The sequence below is a fragment of the Armatimonadia bacterium genome (assembly GCA_039679385.1).
GTDB lineage: Bacteria > Armatimonadota > Zipacnadia > Zipacnadales > JABUFB01 > JAJFTQ01.
Genome location: JBDKVB010000105.1, coordinates 1 through 17221 on the forward strand (window position 1 = coordinate 1; position 17221 = coordinate 17221).

Annotated in this window: 12 protein-coding genes and 1 pseudogene; 8 read left to right on the forward strand and 5 right to left on the reverse strand. The window is 65.1% G+C overall.

Annotated features, from left to right (window positions below; all coding sequences use genetic code 11):
* The first annotated feature begins 245 nt into the window (after nt 1-245).
* Entirely contained in the window at nt 246-3155 is a 2910-nt protein-coding gene (locus tag ABFE16_12520) for a glycoside hydrolase domain-containing protein (GenBank protein MEN6346115.1), read from the forward strand.
* Between the two features lie 104 nt (nt 3156-3259).
* On the opposite strand, the gene rpsT is transcribed toward ABFE16_12520, so the two are convergent.
* Nucleotides 3260-3535, reverse strand: a complete 276-nt coding sequence (rpsT, locus tag ABFE16_12525) for a 30S ribosomal protein S20 (protein MEN6346116.1) — start codon at nt 3533-3535, stop codon at nt 3260-3262.
* Nucleotides 3536-3890: 355 nt separating this feature from the next.
* Between rpsT and ABFE16_12530 the strand changes: the two genes are divergently transcribed.
* Nucleotides 3891-5708: a hypothetical protein gene (locus ABFE16_12530; protein ID MEN6346117.1), complete on the forward strand. Its 1818-nt coding sequence runs from the start codon at nt 3891-3893 to the stop codon at nt 5706-5708.
* 104 nt (nt 5709-5812) lie between these two features.
* Here the strand turns inward: ABFE16_12530 and ABFE16_12535 are convergent, their stop codons facing one another.
* Both ABFE16_12535 and ABFE16_12540 read right to left on the reverse strand, forming a co-directional pair.
* Nucleotides 5813-6418, reverse strand: coding sequence for a hypothetical protein (locus tag ABFE16_12535; GenBank protein ID MEN6346118.1), 606 nt, complete (start codon nt 6416-6418; stop codon nt 5813-5815).
* A gap of 25 nt (nt 6419-6443) precedes the next feature.
* The gene (locus ABFE16_12540; GenBank protein MEN6346119.1) at nt 6444-7016 is read right to left on the reverse strand and encodes a macro domain-containing protein; all 573 of its coding nucleotides are present in this window, start codon (nt 7014-7016) and stop codon (nt 6444-6446) included.
* 324 nt (nt 7017-7340) lie between these two features.
* On the opposite strand from ABFE16_12540, the gene ABFE16_12545 reads away from it, so the two are divergent.
* The 6 genes and pseudogenes from ABFE16_12545 to ABFE16_12570 all read left to right on the forward strand — a co-directional run bounded on the left by ABFE16_12545 (nt 7341) and on the right by ABFE16_12570 (nt 14266).
* Nucleotides 7341-9842: a DUF4838 domain-containing protein gene (locus ABFE16_12545; protein ID MEN6346120.1), complete on the forward strand. Its 2502-nt coding sequence runs from the start codon at nt 7341-7343 to the stop codon at nt 9840-9842.
* A gap of 70 nt (nt 9843-9912) precedes the next feature.
* Entirely contained in the window at nt 9913-10467 is a 555-nt protein-coding gene (locus ABFE16_12550; GenBank protein MEN6346121.1) for an isoprenylcysteine carboxylmethyltransferase family protein, read from the forward strand.
* 332 nt (nt 10468-10799) lie between these two features.
* The gene (locus ABFE16_12555; GenBank protein MEN6346122.1) at nt 10800-11795 is read left to right on the forward strand and encodes a hypothetical protein; all 996 of its coding nucleotides are present in this window, start codon (nt 10800-10802) and stop codon (nt 11793-11795) included.
* A gap of 37 nt (nt 11796-11832) precedes the next feature.
* Nucleotides 11833-13200: an exo-alpha-sialidase gene (locus ABFE16_12560; GenBank protein MEN6346123.1), complete on the forward strand. Its 1368-nt coding sequence runs from the start codon at nt 11833-11835 to the stop codon at nt 13198-13200.
* A gap of 40 nt (nt 13201-13240) precedes the next feature.
* Nucleotides 13241-13915 (forward strand): annotated as a pseudogene (locus ABFE16_12565) (bifunctional 4-hydroxy-2-oxoglutarate aldolase/2-dehydro-3-deoxy-phosphogluconate aldolase).
* Between the two features lie 60 nt (nt 13916-13975).
* Complete coding sequence (locus ABFE16_12570; GenBank protein ID MEN6346124.1) at nt 13976-14266, forward strand: VOC family protein; 291 nt, start codon at nt 13976-13978, stop codon at nt 14264-14266.
* Nucleotides 14267-14356: 90 nt separating this feature from the next.
* On the opposite strand, the gene ABFE16_12575 is transcribed toward ABFE16_12570, so the two are convergent.
* Nucleotides 14357-14986 carry a class I SAM-dependent methyltransferase gene (locus ABFE16_12575; GenBank protein ID MEN6346125.1) on the reverse strand — a complete coding sequence of 210 codons (630 nt, stop codon included), beginning with the start codon at nt 14984-14986 and terminating at the stop codon, nt 14357-14359.
* A 39-nt stretch (nt 14987-15025) separates the two neighbouring features.
* The gene (locus tag ABFE16_12580; GenBank protein ID MEN6346126.1) at nt 15026-17041 is read right to left on the reverse strand and encodes a DUF6785 family protein; all 2016 of its coding nucleotides are present in this window, start codon (nt 17039-17041) and stop codon (nt 15026-15028) included.
* Between the last annotated feature and the right edge of the window lie 180 nt (nt 17042-17221).

The window sequence follows — 17221 nt, forward strand, 5'->3', positions numbered from 1 at the left end:
GCCCGACCTTGTCTCAACCTTCGCCCGCACGGTCATTCCGGTGATGGTGCGGATGACGCCGGTCCCGAACTTGAGCGGCACTCGGAACTCCTCGTCGGTGAAGGTCGGTTCTACCTCAAGAAGGCGAATGTCTGACTGCACGAGAAATCACCTTTGCGATGTCGGATTCGTGTTGGCACCAACCTAATTCCCCACAGGCAGCCCCAGACCTTGCCGCCCATACCAGGGGGCAGGGACGTCGCCGCATGTCCCCGGGGGATCCGAAGCGCACCGGCTTCCGGCTGAGCACGCTTCTCTCCCGCTCCTGGCTGGCCTTGGTGCTGCTGTGTGCCCTATGTTGCGCCGATGAGCCGGCTAGTCTCGCGCCGGTTGCCGTCTGCGGTCGTGCCCTGGCGCCTCCGACCATCGACGGCAACCTCAACGAGCCGGCCTGGCGTAACGCCGCGATGTTGGCCCCCTTCGTCCTCGTCGCCACCCATGAGCTACCGACGCAGGCCACGACCTGCCGGGTCATGCGCGATGCCACGCGCATCTACCTCGGCTTCGACTGCTCCGAGGCGAAGATGCCGTCGCTATCCATGGTTACCACCGAGCGTGACGATGCCCACGCCTGGATGGACGACTGCGTGCATGTCTTCCTCGCGCCTCTCGACCCGCGCCACACCTACTATCACTTTGTGGTGACCGCCAACAACACCGTCTTCGATGAGAGGGCGCTGGAGGACGGCCAGGAGCGCCAGCCCTGGTGGAACGCCGACGTGGTCACAGCCACCCGTCGCGGCACCGACCACTGGACCTGCGAGATGTCCATCCTCCTGGAAGACCTCTATGAGGGACAGCCGCCGCAGGATAGCTGGTGGTTCAGCGCCTCGCGGGCCGAGCATCCCCACGCTGAGTGGTCCAGTTGGTCCCTGCTGAATGCCGGCTTCCACGAGTTTACGAACTTCGGCCACTTGCTGTGGACCGACGAACCCACGGTCACCAGCCTTGAGTTGCCCGCGCCCTTTGTCGGACGCAACGAGTACCGCATCAGCCTCGGCCAGGCCTCACGCAGCTACATCACCGAGCTCCAGGTCATCCGTGACTTCCAGGTGTTCCCAAAGCTCCCGCTGCGTATGACCGGCGGGGCAAGCGCCTCCTACGGCTATGATCTCCAGGAAGAGGGCGACGCCGCTGTTCGTCTGATTGTACGCCGCGAAGACAGCCACGATCTGCTCTACGCCAGCCCGCCGGTGTCCTTCTCCGTGCCCCGTGTGCGTGGCCTGGTCGAGGAGATGGGTGCTCGGCTGGCCTCGGCAGCCTTCACGGTGTCCGCCGCTCCCGATAGCCCCTTGCGGCGCCAGGTGACTGGCGAAGTCAGCCGCCTGCGAGACGAAACTCGTGCCCTCGGAGTGGCCGCCGACAAGCTCGCCCGCAGCGCCAGGGTTCCTCGCGATCGCTGGGAGGAGCTCCATCGCCGTGCGGCGACCCTTGCCCCGCAGGCACGAATCGCGGAGCTGAGAGGTCTGCTCGTATCCAGGGGTGCCGGCAGCATGCCCAGCTTCGGCCTGGGTGTCGCCAACTCCCTGCAGAAGCTATCACCGCAGGACGTGGGGTATTCCCTGTCTGACGAGCTACAACTGCACTCCTGTCGACAGGAGCGTGAGTCCGGTCAGGTCGTCGTCGTCTCGGTCGGGAAGCCGGTCAAGAACGCCAGGGTGCAGTGGACAGGCCTGCGCGGACCGGGCGACGCCCGCATCGACCACGACGCCATTGAGATCCACCGGGTCGGCTGGGTCAACACCCGGCAGCCGCTCTACCAGGTAGAGAGGGTCGGACGCTGGCCGGATCCGCTGCTTCCGCCGGAGCCCTTCGACGTGCCCGCCCAGGAGATACAACCCCTGTGGGTAACCGTCACCGTGCCCGCCGATGCAGTGCCGGGGCAGTACACCGGAACTCTCACCGTTACCGCCGAGGGCGACGCCCCGCAGACCGTGAAGCTCTCCCTTGAGGTCTGGGACATCCAGCTTCCGCTCCATGGCAAGTTCCGCACCGGCTTCGGCACCGTCATCCGTGGCGACGCCAGCCAATGGTATGGCCTGCGGGGCGACCCGCCGGAGGACTTCCGCCACAAGTTCTACAGCGTCCTGCTGCGCAACCGCATCAATCCGGCCAGCCTGTACATCCAGGAGGTCTGGCCGCTGTGGAGCGACTTCGACTGGTGCTATGAGCGGGGTCTCAATGCGCTGAGTCTGGGGAGCCTGCAAGTCGCCGACACGCGACGCCTGATGGACATGGCCGAGATCGCAGAGCGCCTCAAGCAGCGGAACCTGCTCGACATGGCCTACGTGTACGGCTATGGCGACCTGTCCGAGGAAGAGGTGGGCCTGGCGCGCGAGGGCTTCAGCAAGGTGCGACGCGCTCTCCCTGGTCTGCGTCGAGCTAGCCCGGTGGCGCCGAACAAGGCCCTGTGGAACTACGTGAACCTCTGGGGAACGCTGACCTCGGAGTTCGACCCGGTCAGCGCTGCTCGTCGTCAGCGCCTGGGCGAGGACATCTGGTGGTACGTCTGCTGCGGCCCACGGCACCCCTACGCCAACTTCTTCATCGACTACCCGGCCACCGACGCGCGGACCCTCTTCTGGGCCGCCTACAAGTACGGCATCAGCGGCTTCTTCTACTACGAGGTCGCCATGTGGGCCTCGAACATGCTGACGCAGGACATCGGTGACCCGAGCATCGTCATCCATGAAGACCCGGCCGCCCTGGAAGCGATCAAGGACGGCCACCGATGGCCTGACGTGCCCTGGAACTCCTATACCTTCAGCCGCTACAACGGGGACGGTCTGCTGATCTACCCGGGGCCGAACGAGACGCCGCTGCCGAGTCTGCGGCTGGAGGTGATCCGCGATGGCATCGAGGATTACGAGTTGTTGGCTCTGCTCGAGGGCCTGGCACGCAAGCTGAAGACTCTCGACCCCCAGGGCGCCCACGCCTACCTGGTCGATGAGGCCATGCGGCTTGCAGCAGTCAGCCCCCAGGTGGTGCGCGACCTCACCCACTTCACCTCCGATCCCAACGTGATCGCCGGCGAGCGCGAACGTGTCGCGAACCAGGTGCTCCGCTTGCAGCGCGTGGTGTCACAGCTCGAGGAAGAGCGCGCTCAACAGCCCTGACGCACGCCCCTCCCAAGTGACCGCACATACACAACAGGCGGCACCCCACTGGGGGAGTGCCGCCGAAAGATACTGCCGAGACGACGGGGATCCAGACCTGAGGACTAGCCCTTGGTGGCCTGAAGTGCCGCTGCGCGCTTCATAAGACGTGACTTCCGCCGTGCGGCCGCACCCTTATGGAGGATGTTGCGCTTGGCAGCCTTGTCGATAGCCTTCTGCGCCGCGGCCATGGCAGCCGCCAGATCCTCGGCGCTACCTGCCTTGGCAACGTCCAGCGCCGCACGGGAGGCCAGCTTGATGGCCTTCTTCTTGGCGCGGTTCTGATCCCGCCTCTTGAGCGACTGTCGCAGAGCCTTCCTGGATGACGGAAGCTGTGGCATGAGACCTCTCCCATCCGACGCAATTCGAACCAAGCCCCCTAGGGACAATAAGCCGCCGGCTCTGTTGCCTCCGGCGCCCCTGGTTGCTCGGTAGCACGTGGCCTGTAAGTGGGTCGTAATATAACACAAACCTCGCCCCAACGCAAGGTTTCGCGACCTTCGGGCAGGACAAGGGGCTCCCGGCGGGGAATAGACCGTACCAGCCGCAGGTGACCTCCGCCGCCGGTCTGCGGCGCGAGTCCATCTCTGACGCCTGAACCAGAGGGCGTCGGCAGGCGTCCCCACAGACACAAGAGGCTTCGCCGGGCTGTGTCTCTCTTGCCGCACGGCCCTTATAGTGACGAGGGGTGAGACGATGTCCCTACGAAAGCTGCTGCCCATCTTCTGTCTTCTGACCGTGGTGAGTGTGGCCGTCGCCCAGGAAGCGCCCACCTCAGCAGGACCAAAGGGCTACCGGTTCCTCCGGACCATCGGTGCTGCCGGAGCTGGAGCCCTCGACCGCGTGCTTGATCTCACCGCAGACAAGTACGGCAACCTCTATGTCGTCCAGAACCCCGGAAGCTCCACCTTCCGCATCGATATCTTCCAGCGCAAGGGCACCTTCTACGGCAACTTCATGGAGAGCGCCGAGGAAACCGAGGCCGAGACCGCTGCCGCCGCCAAGGACGCGAAGGCCAAGCCTGGCGAGATCCGTCGCCCGAGCTGCATCGCCACCGACAAGGACGACCGCTTGCTGATCGGCACTGAAGCCGACGGCGTCCTCGTCTTCGATGCGGAGGGCAGCTTCAGCAGCAAGCTCGGCGAGGGCCAGGGACTGACCAAGATCCGTGCCTTGCGCACCGATCCTGCCGGCAACGTCTACGTGTCTGCGCCCTCACGGACCTCCTCACTCTTCCGCTATGACTCCTCCGGGAAGCTCACCCTTGAGTACCCCCGGGAAGCCGTTCGCCAGGCTCCGGAGTCGATCGCGGTGGACGAGAAGGGCTTCGTCTACCTCGTCGATTCAGAGGCCGGAATCGTGCGCATCACCCCGGAGGGCAAGCGCGACCCGGCCTACAAATCGCCCATACCCGGCTATGTGACCCGCGATGACGTGGCGGGCATCCGCCTGGCCTGCGACGCCAAGGGCAATGTCGTGGCTGCCTATCCTTCGAGCCGCCAGGGAGGCTCCTTCGTCGCCGTCCTGACCCCGCAGGGCACGGTGGCACAGAAGGCCAAGCAGATCCCCGGAACCGTCGAAGCCGCCCTGGGGACTCCCGACGGTTTCGCCTACATCGCCGCTGAAGGCCTCTTCTCTCAGAACCCGGCCATGGCCCGGCAGGCGCGCATCACCCGGGTCATGCTCTACAAATCCGATGGCACCGAAGTCCTCCGCTACGGCGCCGACGCCATGCCCGGACGTTTCGGCAAGATCGCTTGCCTGGCTCCCATATCCTCAGCTCTTGGCGGCGACCTGATCGTCCTCGACCGCACCGGCGTCATGCATCAGATGACCAAAGACGGCCAGGCGAGAGGCATTTTCGCCCATGCCTGGCCCTGTATCGTCGTTGTCGGCCCCGACCGTGGCGCCTTCCAGATCACCGGCGCGCAGTTCAACCTGCTGAGCTTCCGCGGCAAGCGCACCAAGTGGCAGACCCTCCGAGCCGCGGAGACCGGTGGCAGCGCCGTCCGTGTCACCGACGCCGTGGCCGACTTCGCGACCCAGACCCTCTACTGCGTCGACCAGGCCTCCCAGCGTATCGTCAAGCTGGATTTCGACTTCAACTACAAGGGCGAGATCCGCACCTTCGGCACCAACGACAAGTTCCGCTATCCCTCCGGCGTGGCACTCTCGCCGGACGGCAACACCCTCTATGTCACCGAGTTCGGCGGCACGCAGCGTCTCCTCGCGCTTGACGCCAAGGCCGGCTCCCTCAAGTCTGAGCTGGCCAAGGGGCTGCAGGCACCGATGGTGCCCCGGGTAGGTCCGGATGGCGGCATCTTCGTCGTGGAGATGCGCGGCAAGCGCGTCCTGAAGTACAGCCCCACCGGCGAGAAGCTCGCTGAGTTCGCGGAGGCCGGGAAGACCAAGTTCGAGTCACCTGCCGCCGTCGCAGTAGGCCCTGACGGAACGGTCTACATCGGCGACAACGCCACTTCCCTGGTCTACGTCTTCGTCCCCGGTCAGGGGTAGCCCGAGCGTCGAGTACAGATCAGCACAAAGGGCCCGCGCACAGAAGTCTGTGTGGCGGGCCCTTTCCGTTCCTTCTGGACTGTCTCCGTCCGTAGCCGCCAGACCTACCAGTCCTCGTCCTCCTCGGCACGTGGAAGGCCTGACAGGATCGCCACTAACAGCCCGCCGCCAGACAGCACCCCGATCACGGTCAGGGGAAGCATCACGGGCATTGAATCCACCAGCATATACCCGGCGAAGATCCCCGGGATGGTGCAGAGGCCGTAGGCCGGCCAGGCGATGCGGCGCAGCGTGCGAGCGTCGGTTATGGCCTCCTTGTCCACCTGCACGAAGAGCTCACCCTCAACGCTGGTCGTCGATCCCGGGAGCGCCAGGAACTCCCCCTTGGCCCTGTGAACCAGATTGGCGCCCCGGATCCCGAGGTAGGCCAGTGCCGCCGCTGTGAGGCCTGCTCCGACGTACACCTGATAGCGAGCCGTCGCACCGGGCAGCGGCTCCCATAGCCCCCAGAACTCAAGCAACCCGAGCCCTGCGGCTGCGGCAGCGAACAGAATCAGACAAGCAAGCAGCCATTCCAGAGGGCGTGGCTTCTCATACTGGTCCGTCGCCATGGTCCCGCGACGGTGCCGCTGCTGGATGTCCGCGGAGTGCAGCGCTAGTCCGAAGAGGCAGAAGGCCCACAGAGCGGCTCCGAAGATGAGTTGGTTCACCAAGCACCCTCCGCTATCGGATGGATCACTGAGAATGGCCCGGAGAGGTCGACCAACCACAACGCTCCCACTCGCGCAGAAAGCACCCGAGCGTTGGGTCGTCATACACGACGAAATCGACCAGCTCCAGCGAGCTCTCCTCGTGCTGCTCGAGGTAGGCCCGGGCAGTTGCCAGCAGAATCTGCGCGCACCGCTCCTTGGGGAAGCCGAAGATCCCCGAGCTGATCGCTGGGATCGATATGCTGCTCAGCGCGAGTTCCTCGGCTCTCTGCAGGCTCGACTTTACTGCGCTCGCCAACTTCCCATCGCCCTGCGGATCGGAGCCACGGGGCCCTACGGCGTGAATAACGTAGCGGGCGGCGAGCTTGCCGCCGCCGGTAACAACCGCATCGCCCTCAGCGCAGAACCCGATCTCCTCGGACTCGCGCTGAATCTCGTAGCCTCCCCGCCGAACGATGGCGGCAGCTACTCCTCCTCCGTGGAGCAGGCGCGAGTTGGCTGCGTTCACAATAGCGTCCGTCTCGGCGAGTGTGATGTCACCTTGTAGAAGCCGAATCTGACGAGTCCCCACCTGATGGGCACAGACGGCCTTGTTCATGGCAGTTCCCCCCTGTGGTACTTCATACAGGGTATCGGTTCGCCATGCTCCGGCCCTTCCCTTCATGCAACTCCCACTTCGTCCAGTAGCCTGCACACAAGGCGGAACTCCAGCCTCGTCATGTCCTCCCTCGACGCTCGCCCAGTCCTGAAGCCGAGTATACCCGCCGACACCTCTGCTCCACACCACCTTCCGCTGAGAGGGTGGCGCTCTCAAAGACCATCGCGCCCTGTGGGGCAGGGATTACCAGCCCCTCCGGGAATAGAACCTCCAGCCGCGCCACTGACTCACCTGCTGGTCGTCAATCAAGGGAGGACAGGACGCATGGTCAGGCCAATCCTCTGTGCAACGGTGCTTATCCTCTCGGTTAGTGCCTTCGCGACCCCCTTGACCCTGGCTCGCGACGGCAAACCGACTGCGACAATCGTCATCCCCGACAAAGCAGACGCCAAGATCCGAGCCGCTGCCCTGGACCTGCAGCACTACGTCAAGGCCCTCTGTGACGTTGAGCTTCCTCTCGCCACCGACGGCAAGCGCGTGCAAGGAACCGGCATCTACGTCGGCGTCTGCGAGCCGACTTCCGAGGGCGACCTGCCCGACAAGACCCTCAACCCCGAGACCTACGCAATTCGGGTGCATGACGGCAACCTGTACCTCACCGGCCGCCAGCCGAGCCCGGTGTCCTTCGCCGTCTCCTCCTTCCTCGAGGACAACCTCGGTGTCCGCTGGTTCGCCCCCGGTTCGCTCTGGGAGTATGTGCCGCAGGGGAAGCCCGGCGAGCTGAGGGTCGAGGTCAAGGACCTGGTGAGTGTCCCCGGCACTTCGCCCCGCATCTGGTCCGGCCATGGCTGGACCGAGGAGTGGCGGGCCTGGGATCAGCGCAACAAGGCGGTCCTCAGCGAGATCGTCCCGCGGCGGCAGTTCCAGAACAACCTGTACCGTGTGTTCCCGCCCGAGAAGTACGCGACGACCCATCCCGAGTACTATCCCCTCATCAACGGCAAGCGCTGGATCCCGGGACCCGATGACCGCTACTGGCGGCCCTGCGAGAGCAATCCCGACGTGTTGCGCCTGACCGTCGAGTACGCCTGCAAGTGGTTCGACGACAATCCCACCGTCGACAGCTTCTCACTGGGCATGGACGATATCTCGCACCTGTGCAGTTGCCCGAACTGCCGGGCCCTGGACCCGCGTCCGGACTCCTACGAAAAGAAGGAGTTCTCCGACCGCCACTACAAGTTCGTCAACGCTGTTGCCCGCGAGGTCGCCAAGACGCATCCCGACCGCTACATCGGTACCCTTATCTATGCCATCGCCCGCAAGCCGCCGGAGACGGTTGACCGCCTCGAAGACAACGTCTTCGGCTTCATCACCCAGACTTGCGGTATGTGGTATCTCGATGGCCGCCAGGCCGAGGATGAGGCCGTCACCCGCGAATGGGCCCGGCGCTGCAAGCACCTGTCCCGCTACGACTACATCGGCTTTGGCACCATGACCCCGCGCGTGTTCCCTCATATGCTCGACCGGGCGATCAAATTCGACAAGTCCCTGGGCTTCGAGGGGATGTACACCGAGGTCTACGACTTCCTCCCGAACACCGCGCCGATGATCTGGGCGATGGCCAAGCTGGAATGGGACCACACCCTGAACCTTGACGACCTGCTCCAGGACTTCTATACCAAGATGTATGGCACCGCTGCGCCAATCATGAAGCAGTACTTCGACCTCCTTGAACGCTCCTACTACACCGACCGACCGGGGCACGGAGCCTGGGAGCACCGCAAGCTCTCCGTCCAGGCGGTAGCGCTCTCCGTCGAGGACCTCGACGAGGCCTTCCGTCTCCTCCAGCAGGCCACCAACGCTTCCGGTGATCCCGACGTCCAGGAGCGAATCTTCCAAAGCCGCCTGGGCCTGCAGTACGGGTCCTACGTCATCCGCGCAGCCGCGCTCTCCAAGCAGGCTCTGGCGGCTGCCGTCACCGACGAGAAGTCGGCGGAGTCGGCCCTGCAGTTTGCCGAGAGGATCTCCCAGCTCAGTGTCGAGCGCGAGAAGTTCTGGGCCGACATGCTCAAGATGGACGGCCTCGCGGGCGACAGTATCCGCGGACTGACCGGTCAGGGCTACCTCGTCGGCGGCCAGGCTCCCAGCCTGGAATCCGGCGGGACCGTCGCTGCCCTCAAGGTGCTTGCGTGGTACTCCGAGAACGCACCCGAGCGCGCCGCCCAGATTGCCCAGCGCATCTCCAATCTCGGCGGACCCGTCTCCGATGCGGTGAAGTCCTGGGTCTGGGCCCAGCAGACGAAACCGCAGAACCTCTCGCCGAACGGCGACTTCGAGGACCTCGGTACCAATACCCAGCCGGCTGAACAGGATTGGGCTACCGAGGGTGCGCCCAAGGGCTGGTCGACCTGGAGCTCCCTTGGTGATGCCCGCTTTGAGATCCTGGGCGGCAAGGGGCACCAGGGGTCCGTTGGGGCCTCCATAGCCGGAAGCAAAGCCTCTGCCTGCTACCTGCAGACAGTCCCCGTCAAGGCGGACGAACGGTATCTGTGCGTCGCCTGGATGAAGGGCGACCCCGCCGGCGCCGGACAGGGCAGCGGCAAGCTCTCGGTCCGCTTCCGCGACGCCAAGGGCTCCTGGCATGCCCGTCACGACCTGGAGCCCAGCGTCGACATGGTGCAAGGGCAAGCAGACTGGCAGCCCGTGATGATGACGGTCACGATCCCTGAGGGTGCCGCGGGCGCGGTCATCATGCTCGGTACGAGCGACCAGGCGGAAGGTTCGCGTATCCTCTTCGATGACGGGGCCTTCTACAAGCTGCCCTAGGACGGAGAGATCAGGCCCGCCTCTCGCAGTGCAAGTCTCCTTCCGACTCGAGGGCCGGGCCTTGCTGAGCATGGGCGAACTACCCTTAGCGATCTGCGTCCTGTTGCTGGTCTCCTTCCGGCTCCTGGAGTGGCGGCAGCTCCGAGGCAACCCTGCGGCCCTCCAGGGCTGGAAGACGGATCCCTCTGCCTATCTGGTCATGGTGCCGTGGGCGCTCACCATCGTGGGTTCGCTCGTCGAGTACGTCGGCCTGCACCGGCAGCCGACCCTCGTCGGTCTGGTCATCGGCACCCTCCTTGGCGTTCTGGGCGTCTCCGTCCGAATCAGTGGCCTCCGGAGCCTCGGCCGCCACTTCGTCGTCGCTGTGCAGGTTCCCGAGGACCACACGCTCGTGCAGGAGGGGCTGTACCGCCACCTTCGTCATCCCCTTTACCTGGGCAACCTGCTGCTCATGTTCTCGCTGGGCCTTGTACTCGGGGTCACGTATACTTGGGCGGCCGTCGCGCTGGGTGTGGTCGGAGTGGTCTGGAGGATACGGATCGAGGAGCGACTGCTGCTGGAGAAGCTGCCGGGGTACGCCGAGTACCGCTCGCACACTGCTGCCCTGATTCCCGGCCTGTGGTGAGCGGGCCTCAGCCGGTCGCTCTCAGCGCTCACCAGACAGCAGGACTGCCTTCCTCAGCACGTGGGCAGAGGCTGTGTTGAGTGCCGACGCCAGCCCCAGGAGGAGACCGAAGTCCTTGGGCATCCTCGCGGCGTTATACAGGTATGTGCCGTGGTAGCCGTCGGTTCCCCTTGACGCCAACCCGCGGCGAGTCTACTCTTCCACTTGACGGTTCCTGTACCTGCTCCTTTCCGGCGGACAGGACCCGCTCCAGGGCGTGGGAGAACACGGCCCGGTTGCTCTGGGACTTCGTCATCAGGGCATCGCGGGACTTCACTGCGGGAGACCAGACCATGACCTCCGCACCCTCTGCGTGGTTACTCTTCACTCTCTTCCAGGGCGCTCTCTGCATCTGGGGGCCGGGCGCGGTCCAACCGAAGGCCCTTAGCCCCGAGCGAGAGTCCATGTCGCTGAGCCGCCTTGCCGTGACTCGCGACGGAACGACCTGCTACTTCAGCGTCTCGCACAACCTGTGGCAAGCCTCGACGACCGGGGCCGCACCTAAGCAACTCACCACGCGCGGGCATGCGACGGTCGTCGACGAGGAGTTTGCAGAGCCCCACGATTGCGACTGCCCGCTGCTGTCTCCGGACGGCCGCTACCTGGCCTACCGCTACATGCCCGACAAGGGAGCCGCGCAGGTATGGCTCATGAACCTGCAGACCGGCAAGGACGCTCGGCTGGCCGACGACGCCGACCTTGGTCCCGGCTGCTGGACTCCTGACGGGTCGGCGATTGTCTTCGAGAAGGGCCAGAGCCTGTGGCGCGTTGAAGTCGCCACTGGTGCCCTCAGCCAGGTGACGCAGTGTCCGGCAGGTGCCCGAGTGGGCGACGGTCAACCAACCTTCAGCCCCGACGGCACGCTGGCCTTCACGCGTGACTTCGACCTGTGGCTCCTTCCTCCCAACTCGACAGCCGCGCGCCGTCTGACGAACACGAGCTACCTGCAGTGGCCGACCTGGAGCCCGGACGGCAAGCGCCTTGCTGCCTATGCCTCCCGCAGGGCCGGAGAAGGGGAAGACGCCGACCAGTGGGATGAGATCCACATGGTGGACCTCACGGGGACAACGAAGTGCCTGGTCTCGACCAGCAACGCACCCGAGGGCACCCTTTCTGCCGCCCAGATCATCGGGTGGCTTAGCAACACCGAGCTGTTGATCGACCGCAATGTCGGGGAAGCGCCGCCGAAGGTCTACGCCATCGACGTGAACACTGGCCTTTCGCGTCTCCTGCTGAAGCTTCGGGATGGCGACGAGATGCCAACGCTGTGGGTCCCGGGCCGTCAGTGACGGTCTCAAATGCCCTGCTACGTCAGGAGGCTCCCTGATGTCGCTGCGCAAAACCGAAGACGTGGTCATCTACCAGGACGATAGCTGGTACTCCTCCTTCCCGTCGCTGGTCACGCAGGATGACGGCACAGTCCTGTGTGCCTTTCGCCGCGCACCGGAGCGCCGAAAGTGGGGAGCAAGTGGCGTCACCCATGCCGACCCCAACAGCGCCTGTGTCCTCGTTCGCTCGGAGGATGGCGGGGAGACCTGGAGCAAGCAACCGCTCACCGTCTGGGCCAATCCGCTCGCGGGCAACCAGGACCCGTGCATGTTCCAGCTTGCCGACGGCTCCCTGCTGTGTTCCACCTTCTCCTGGATGCTGCTGCATGGCGAGGCTCCCACGGCGCCGGGCATCATCAACGTCGCGCATCTGGGCTGGAAGATGGTGAACCTCGGGGCGAGCTGCCTGCGCTCGACAGACGGCGGACGAACCTGGACTGCTCCCGATCCACTGAGCGTCGCCGAGGACCCGGCCGTCATGAGCCATCTCATCGAGAAGCATCGCCCTGTGGTCGGGAAGCTGGCCAAAGAGTACGAGGACGAGTGCGATGTAAGCCTGGAGGAGCTCACCGCCGCCGGTGAGGTTGGCTTGCAGCGAGCGGCCGCGAGCTTCCGCGAGGGCAAGCACTTCGACTTCGGCACCTACGCCTCCTGGTGGGTCCGCTGGGCCATCACCTATGCCCTGACGCACGGTGGCCAGCCCTTGCGTGTGGCCGTTCCCATCGAGCCGCCACCCGGGCGGCCTCGCGAGGTGTATCCGGGCATTCCGAACCGTGGTGCCTGCCGGGGCAAGATGGCGCAGTTGCCTGACGGCCGCGTCCTGTGGCCGCTCTATGGCTTCCGCAAGGGGCCAATGCCCAGTGAGTCCTGCGTCTACGCCTCCGATGACGGCGGCGAGACCTGGCGCTACCTGTCACTGATCGCCGAGGATGAGGCAATCGGCTTCAACGAGACTTCGCTTCATCTGTGTCCGAGTGGCCGCCTGGTTGCCTTCCTGCGCACCACCGGCCTCGAGGGAGTCCTGGCCACCGCAAGCTCCTCTGACGGCGGCCAGACCTGGTCGCCCTGGCGTCAGAGCTCGATCTGGGGACACCCCTTCACCCCCTGTGCGCTCAAGGATGGCCGGGTGGCTCTCATCTACGGGCATCGGCGCGAGCCCTTTGGCATCCGCATGAAGCTCCTCGACCCGGAGTGCTCAGACCTGGAGACCGCCGAGGAGTTGGTCCTGCGCACCGACGGCGGTAACGGCGACATCGGCTACCCGTGGGTCACTCCGCTGTCCGAGAGCAGGCTGCTGTGCGCGTACTACACGAACCATGACGACGGCACCCGCTACATCGCCGGGAGCATCGTCGAAGTTTCCTGATCCAGACGCATCTGTACCGACTCAGTAGGGAGGAAAGCTCATGGCCCAGTTCACACGCCTCGAAACCCTCAATGCCATGCTCGACCGAGGCCTTGTGCCCGTGTTCTACAACAAGGACATCGACACCGCGGTGAAGATCACCGAAGCCTGCGCCGCCGCAGGTTGCCGATGCGTCGAGTTCACCAACCGCGGCGACTTCGCCTACGAGGTCTTCGCCGAGCTGGTGAAGTACTGCAAGGACAACCTGCCCCAGGTCATCATGGGCGTCGGCTCCGTCGTCGACCCCGGCACCGCTGCCCTGTACATGGCCAACGGCGCCAACTTCATCGTCGGCCCGATCCTCAATCCCGAGGTCGCCCGCGTCTGCAACCGCCGCAAGATCCCCTACTCGCCCGGTTGTGGTAGCGCCAGCGAGATCTCCGAGGCCGAGGAGCTCGGGGTCGAGGTCGTCAAGGTCTTCCCTGGTGCCGAGGTCGGAGGTCCGGCCTTCGTCAAGGCCATGCTCGGACCTTGCCCCTGGACCCGCATCATGCCCACCGGTGGCGTCGATGCCACGGAGCAGAGCGTGACCGCATGGATCAAGGCCGGCGCCGCCGCCCTGGGAATCGGCAGCAACCTCATCACCAAGGACCTCGTCGCAGCCGGCGACTTCGCGGGCATCACCGCGAAGGCCCAGGAAGTCCTCTGGTGGGTGCAGAAGGCCCGTGGCGCCTCGCTGTTCCTCGGAATCGAGCACCCCGGCCTGTACCCGGAGAAGCCCGCCGGTGGTCAGGAGATGGCGGACTGGTATGCCGGCGCCTTCGGCCTCGACGTGAAGGTCGGCAACTCCTCCATCTTCGTCTCCGGCAAGGGCCCCGGTCGCCTTGAGATCATGAAGGAGCCGACCCAGCCCAAGACTCACGTCGCGGTGCGCGTCAGCAATTACGAGGAGGCCAAGAAGGCCCTGGAAGCCAAGGGCTTCGCCTTCGAGGACGAGACGGACAAGAAGGGCGTCAAGGCAGGCTACCTGACCACGCCGGATCCGGCAGGCCATCGCGTACACCTGCTGTACAACCCGAACCTCTAGAGCCCATCGGCCGCCCCTGTTCGGGCGGGCGAAGCGGTGCAGTGTTGACGGGGTCTGATGGCCGGAAGGCTGTCAGGCCCCGTTGCTCTGTCAGCCCCTGATTCCGAGGGTCAGTAGGACATCGAAGTTCCTCATGACCCCGCCGGCGACGGGTTTGGTTACGGTCGTGGCCTTCACCGTCCGCACCTGCATCAGTCCGGCCGACCGCAGCATCTCCTGCATCTCCTCCGCGCTGAACCCAAAGTGCGCCACCCCGGTGTTGTCGGCGTGGAAGTCGCCCGCTTCCTTGTCGAGGTCCACAATCGCCAGCACACCACCGGCCTGAAGCATCTGCGCCAGTCGCCCAATCACGACTCCGGGGTGCTCGAGGTGGTGCATGGTCAGGCTGCTAAAGATCAGGTCATACCGGCCCTCTGACGGCTCCTCGTGCTCCAGGTCCAGCTTCAGCGTCCGCACGTTGTCGATCTGTGCCGCCGCGAGCTTGTCCTGCAGAACCCTCAGCATCCCCTCTGAGGAGTCCGCGGCCACTATGCTGCCAAGTCCCGGCTGAAGGCCAAGCGTCACCAGGCCCGTGCCACAGCCATAGTCGAGGGCCTGCAGGGCGTCACTCAGCAGCACTTCCCGACGAATCGCTTCGCAGATACCTCGGGCGGCGCTGATGCGGCCCGGGTTGTCATCCCAGGTCGCCGCCAGGTTGTCGAAATCGCGCTTGTTAGCCATCTTCAACCTCCGTAGTTCAGGGCCCTGCGCGGCCGCAGGCTACAGTCCCCCGATGCCTGAGGTCGCCGGCAGGTACAGGCTGAAGGCCAGGTCCAGAAGAGTCCGCAGGTAGCCGACCGCGAACTCACCCACGATCAGGCCGAGGAAGAACGGCCTCGCCTTCCGGTACGCCGACAGCCCTCCGTAGCGCAGCAGGAGGCTCTTGATGAGCCAGGTCAGGAAGATCGGCAGCCACAGTCGGAACAGGCCGAAGCTCCCCGAGACCAGGTACCCCGCAGGATGGAAGGGCCACCAGACGAACCGCGTCCGCAGCGCCGCCAGCAGAAGCGTGAAGCCGACGCCATACAGGTAGGCGCAACTCGCTCCCAAGTCCGGCTTGCGTGGGTTGGCCAGCCAGGAATCCAGCTTACGCCAGGGGTCAAGACCAAAGGCCCACTTCAGGGTTGCGTTGAACTTGGCCGACTCGTAGCCCACCTGGTAAGTCACATGCAGGAAGGCCCAGAAGGCCGTGACGATCGCCACGGCCGAGGCCAAGAGGATCACCACTGTTAGCCCGCGCATCGACAGACCCGACTGGTCGGCGATCCGCAGCGAGTCGCCGTGGATCGGCATCGGGAGCTGCCGGTGCGTCCGGGTCAGCCAGAAGAACAGCGTGATGACCGACAGGTCCTTCTTCGACCACGACGCTGTCCCCGCGACGTTCTGCATGATGTCCTCGGCTCCCACCTGGTACATCTCGATGGTGGGCAGCCCGAGCTCGGCCCGGATGCGCGTCACCGTCAGCGTCACCGTCAGGAACAGGAGCAGAAAGCACAGCGCCGAACCCCAGGCCATCCCCGCCGCGACCGCAAAGGCCACCATGAACGCGACCCCGGCCACAAAGCCCCACACCGCCACTGCAGAAGACAGGGGCTCCTGCGATGGGTCTGCCTTCACACCATCTCCCACGAGTCCGGCCCAGGCCTCGCCATCACCCTTCTCAGCGCGAATCCCGACGGCTTCTCGCAGCACTCGCTGCAGATGATGCCGTGCAGCCCACAGCACGAACAGCGCAATCCCGAAGTAAGCCCCGACGCCCTGCTGCTGGACGAAGGGGAAGCGGTTGAACTGCTTGTAGCCGATCAGCGCGGTGCCGATCAGCTCCAGACGCGCGAACCAGAAGAAGAACCACACGGAGAAGGCAAGCTGCAACGGGAGCAGATATGCGAGGCCATAGCTGAAGGGGTATGAGGAGATCGGGATCGCCCCGGCGGCGCTCAGCGGCATGCCCTTGAAGGTGTAGTTGTACACGCCGATGTTCAGCGCCGGCACCGCAGGCCACAGACTGTGCCCAAGCCGCACCAACTCCATCCCACCTGCCAGCGCGAAGGCGACCCAGAAGGGCCAGCTATGGTACAGCGCCCGATCCGGCGCCGTCAGTTCGAGGGGGACGCCTGCGATGGGGTAGTTCAGCCGCTCCCGGTCCCACTGTCTGCGCAGGATCGACATCAGGCATAGCAGCGTCCACACCAGGACCATCGCGAATAGCGCCCACCAGGCCAGTGGCAACAGCCACGGACGCCAGTGTCCACCCTCGTACAGACTCGAGCCGCCCAGGTACAAGGGGTTCAGCGCCACCGGATCGGAGACCACCAGGTGGTGTGGCAGATGCGGCCAGATCTCCTCGGCCCAGCCGTTCTCCGGTGTGGCGTTGCGGAAGACCCAGGTGATGGTGGTGAAGAGGATCTGCAGTTGGTCGTGGCCGGTGAGCGCGCTCGCCACTACGAGCATCACGTAGACCGTCAGCAGTTCGGTCCGACTGAAGGCCTTGTGTGGCCACAGCCTCGCGACCAGTCCATTGACCCCGAGGAGCACCATCAGCAAGGTGATGGTGTTGAAGAACAGCGCCGAGGTGGTGCAGTTGTCCGAGTACCGCACATACTCGATGTGTGCGAACCACCAGGCATTGGGAGGAATCAGCAGCAGCCCGCACAGGATGGCGCGGGCTGTCGGACGTGCCGGGCGATCTGCGGCCCTTCCGCCGGCCTTGTCGTCAGTAGAAGGCTGCTGCAGCATGGGTGCCGGCCCAGGTGCGGGATCGACTAACCCCGGGTTCTTCGGCGTCCCAGGCCGACCTTCCTCCGCGCAGTGCACCTCACTGTCGGGGAATCACGCGGGCGCCGCTGCCGGGGGAGACAGCGGCGCCCGAGAGGCTCGTCACACTGAGGGCAATACCTCGGTGACGGCCTGAGGGGA

What these genes read in the sequence shown, in the direction of transcription:
- ABFE16_12520 (MEN6346115.1), top strand. Translation starts at nt 246, where the DNA reads ATGTCCCCGGGGGATCCGAAGCGCACCGGCTTCCGGCTGAGCACGCTT.
- rpsT (MEN6346116.1), bottom strand. Translation starts at nt 3,535, where the DNA reads ATGCCACAGCTTCCGTCATCCAGGAAGGCTCTGCGACAGTCGCTCAAG.
- ABFE16_12530 (MEN6346117.1), top strand. Translation starts at nt 3,891, where the DNA reads ATGTCCCTACGAAAGCTGCTGCCCATCTTCTGTCTTCTGACCGTGGTG.
- ABFE16_12540 (MEN6346119.1), bottom strand. Translation starts at nt 7,016, where the DNA reads ATGAACAAGGCCGTCTGTGCCCATCAGGTGGGGACTCGTCAGATTCGG.
- ABFE16_12545 (MEN6346120.1), top strand. Translation starts at nt 7,341, where the DNA reads ATGGTCAGGCCAATCCTCTGTGCAACGGTGCTTATCCTCTCGGTTAGT.
- ABFE16_12550 (MEN6346121.1), top strand. Translation starts at nt 9,913, where the DNA reads ATGGGCGAACTACCCTTAGCGATCTGCGTCCTGTTGCTGGTCTCCTTC.
- ABFE16_12555 (MEN6346122.1), top strand. Translation starts at nt 10,800, where the DNA reads ATGACCTCCGCACCCTCTGCGTGGTTACTCTTCACTCTCTTCCAGGGC.
- ABFE16_12560 (MEN6346123.1), top strand. Translation starts at nt 11,833, where the DNA reads ATGTCGCTGCGCAAAACCGAAGACGTGGTCATCTACCAGGACGATAGC.
- ABFE16_12570 (MEN6346124.1), top strand. Translation starts at nt 13,976, where the DNA reads ATGGCGGACTGGTATGCCGGCGCCTTCGGCCTCGACGTGAAGGTCGGC.
- ABFE16_12575 (MEN6346125.1), bottom strand. Translation starts at nt 14,986, where the DNA reads ATGGCTAACAAGCGCGATTTCGACAACCTGGCGGCGACCTGGGATGAC.
- ABFE16_12580 (MEN6346126.1), bottom strand. Translation starts at nt 17,041, where the DNA reads ATGCTGCAGCAGCCTTCTACTGACGACAAGGCCGGCGGAAGGGCCGCA.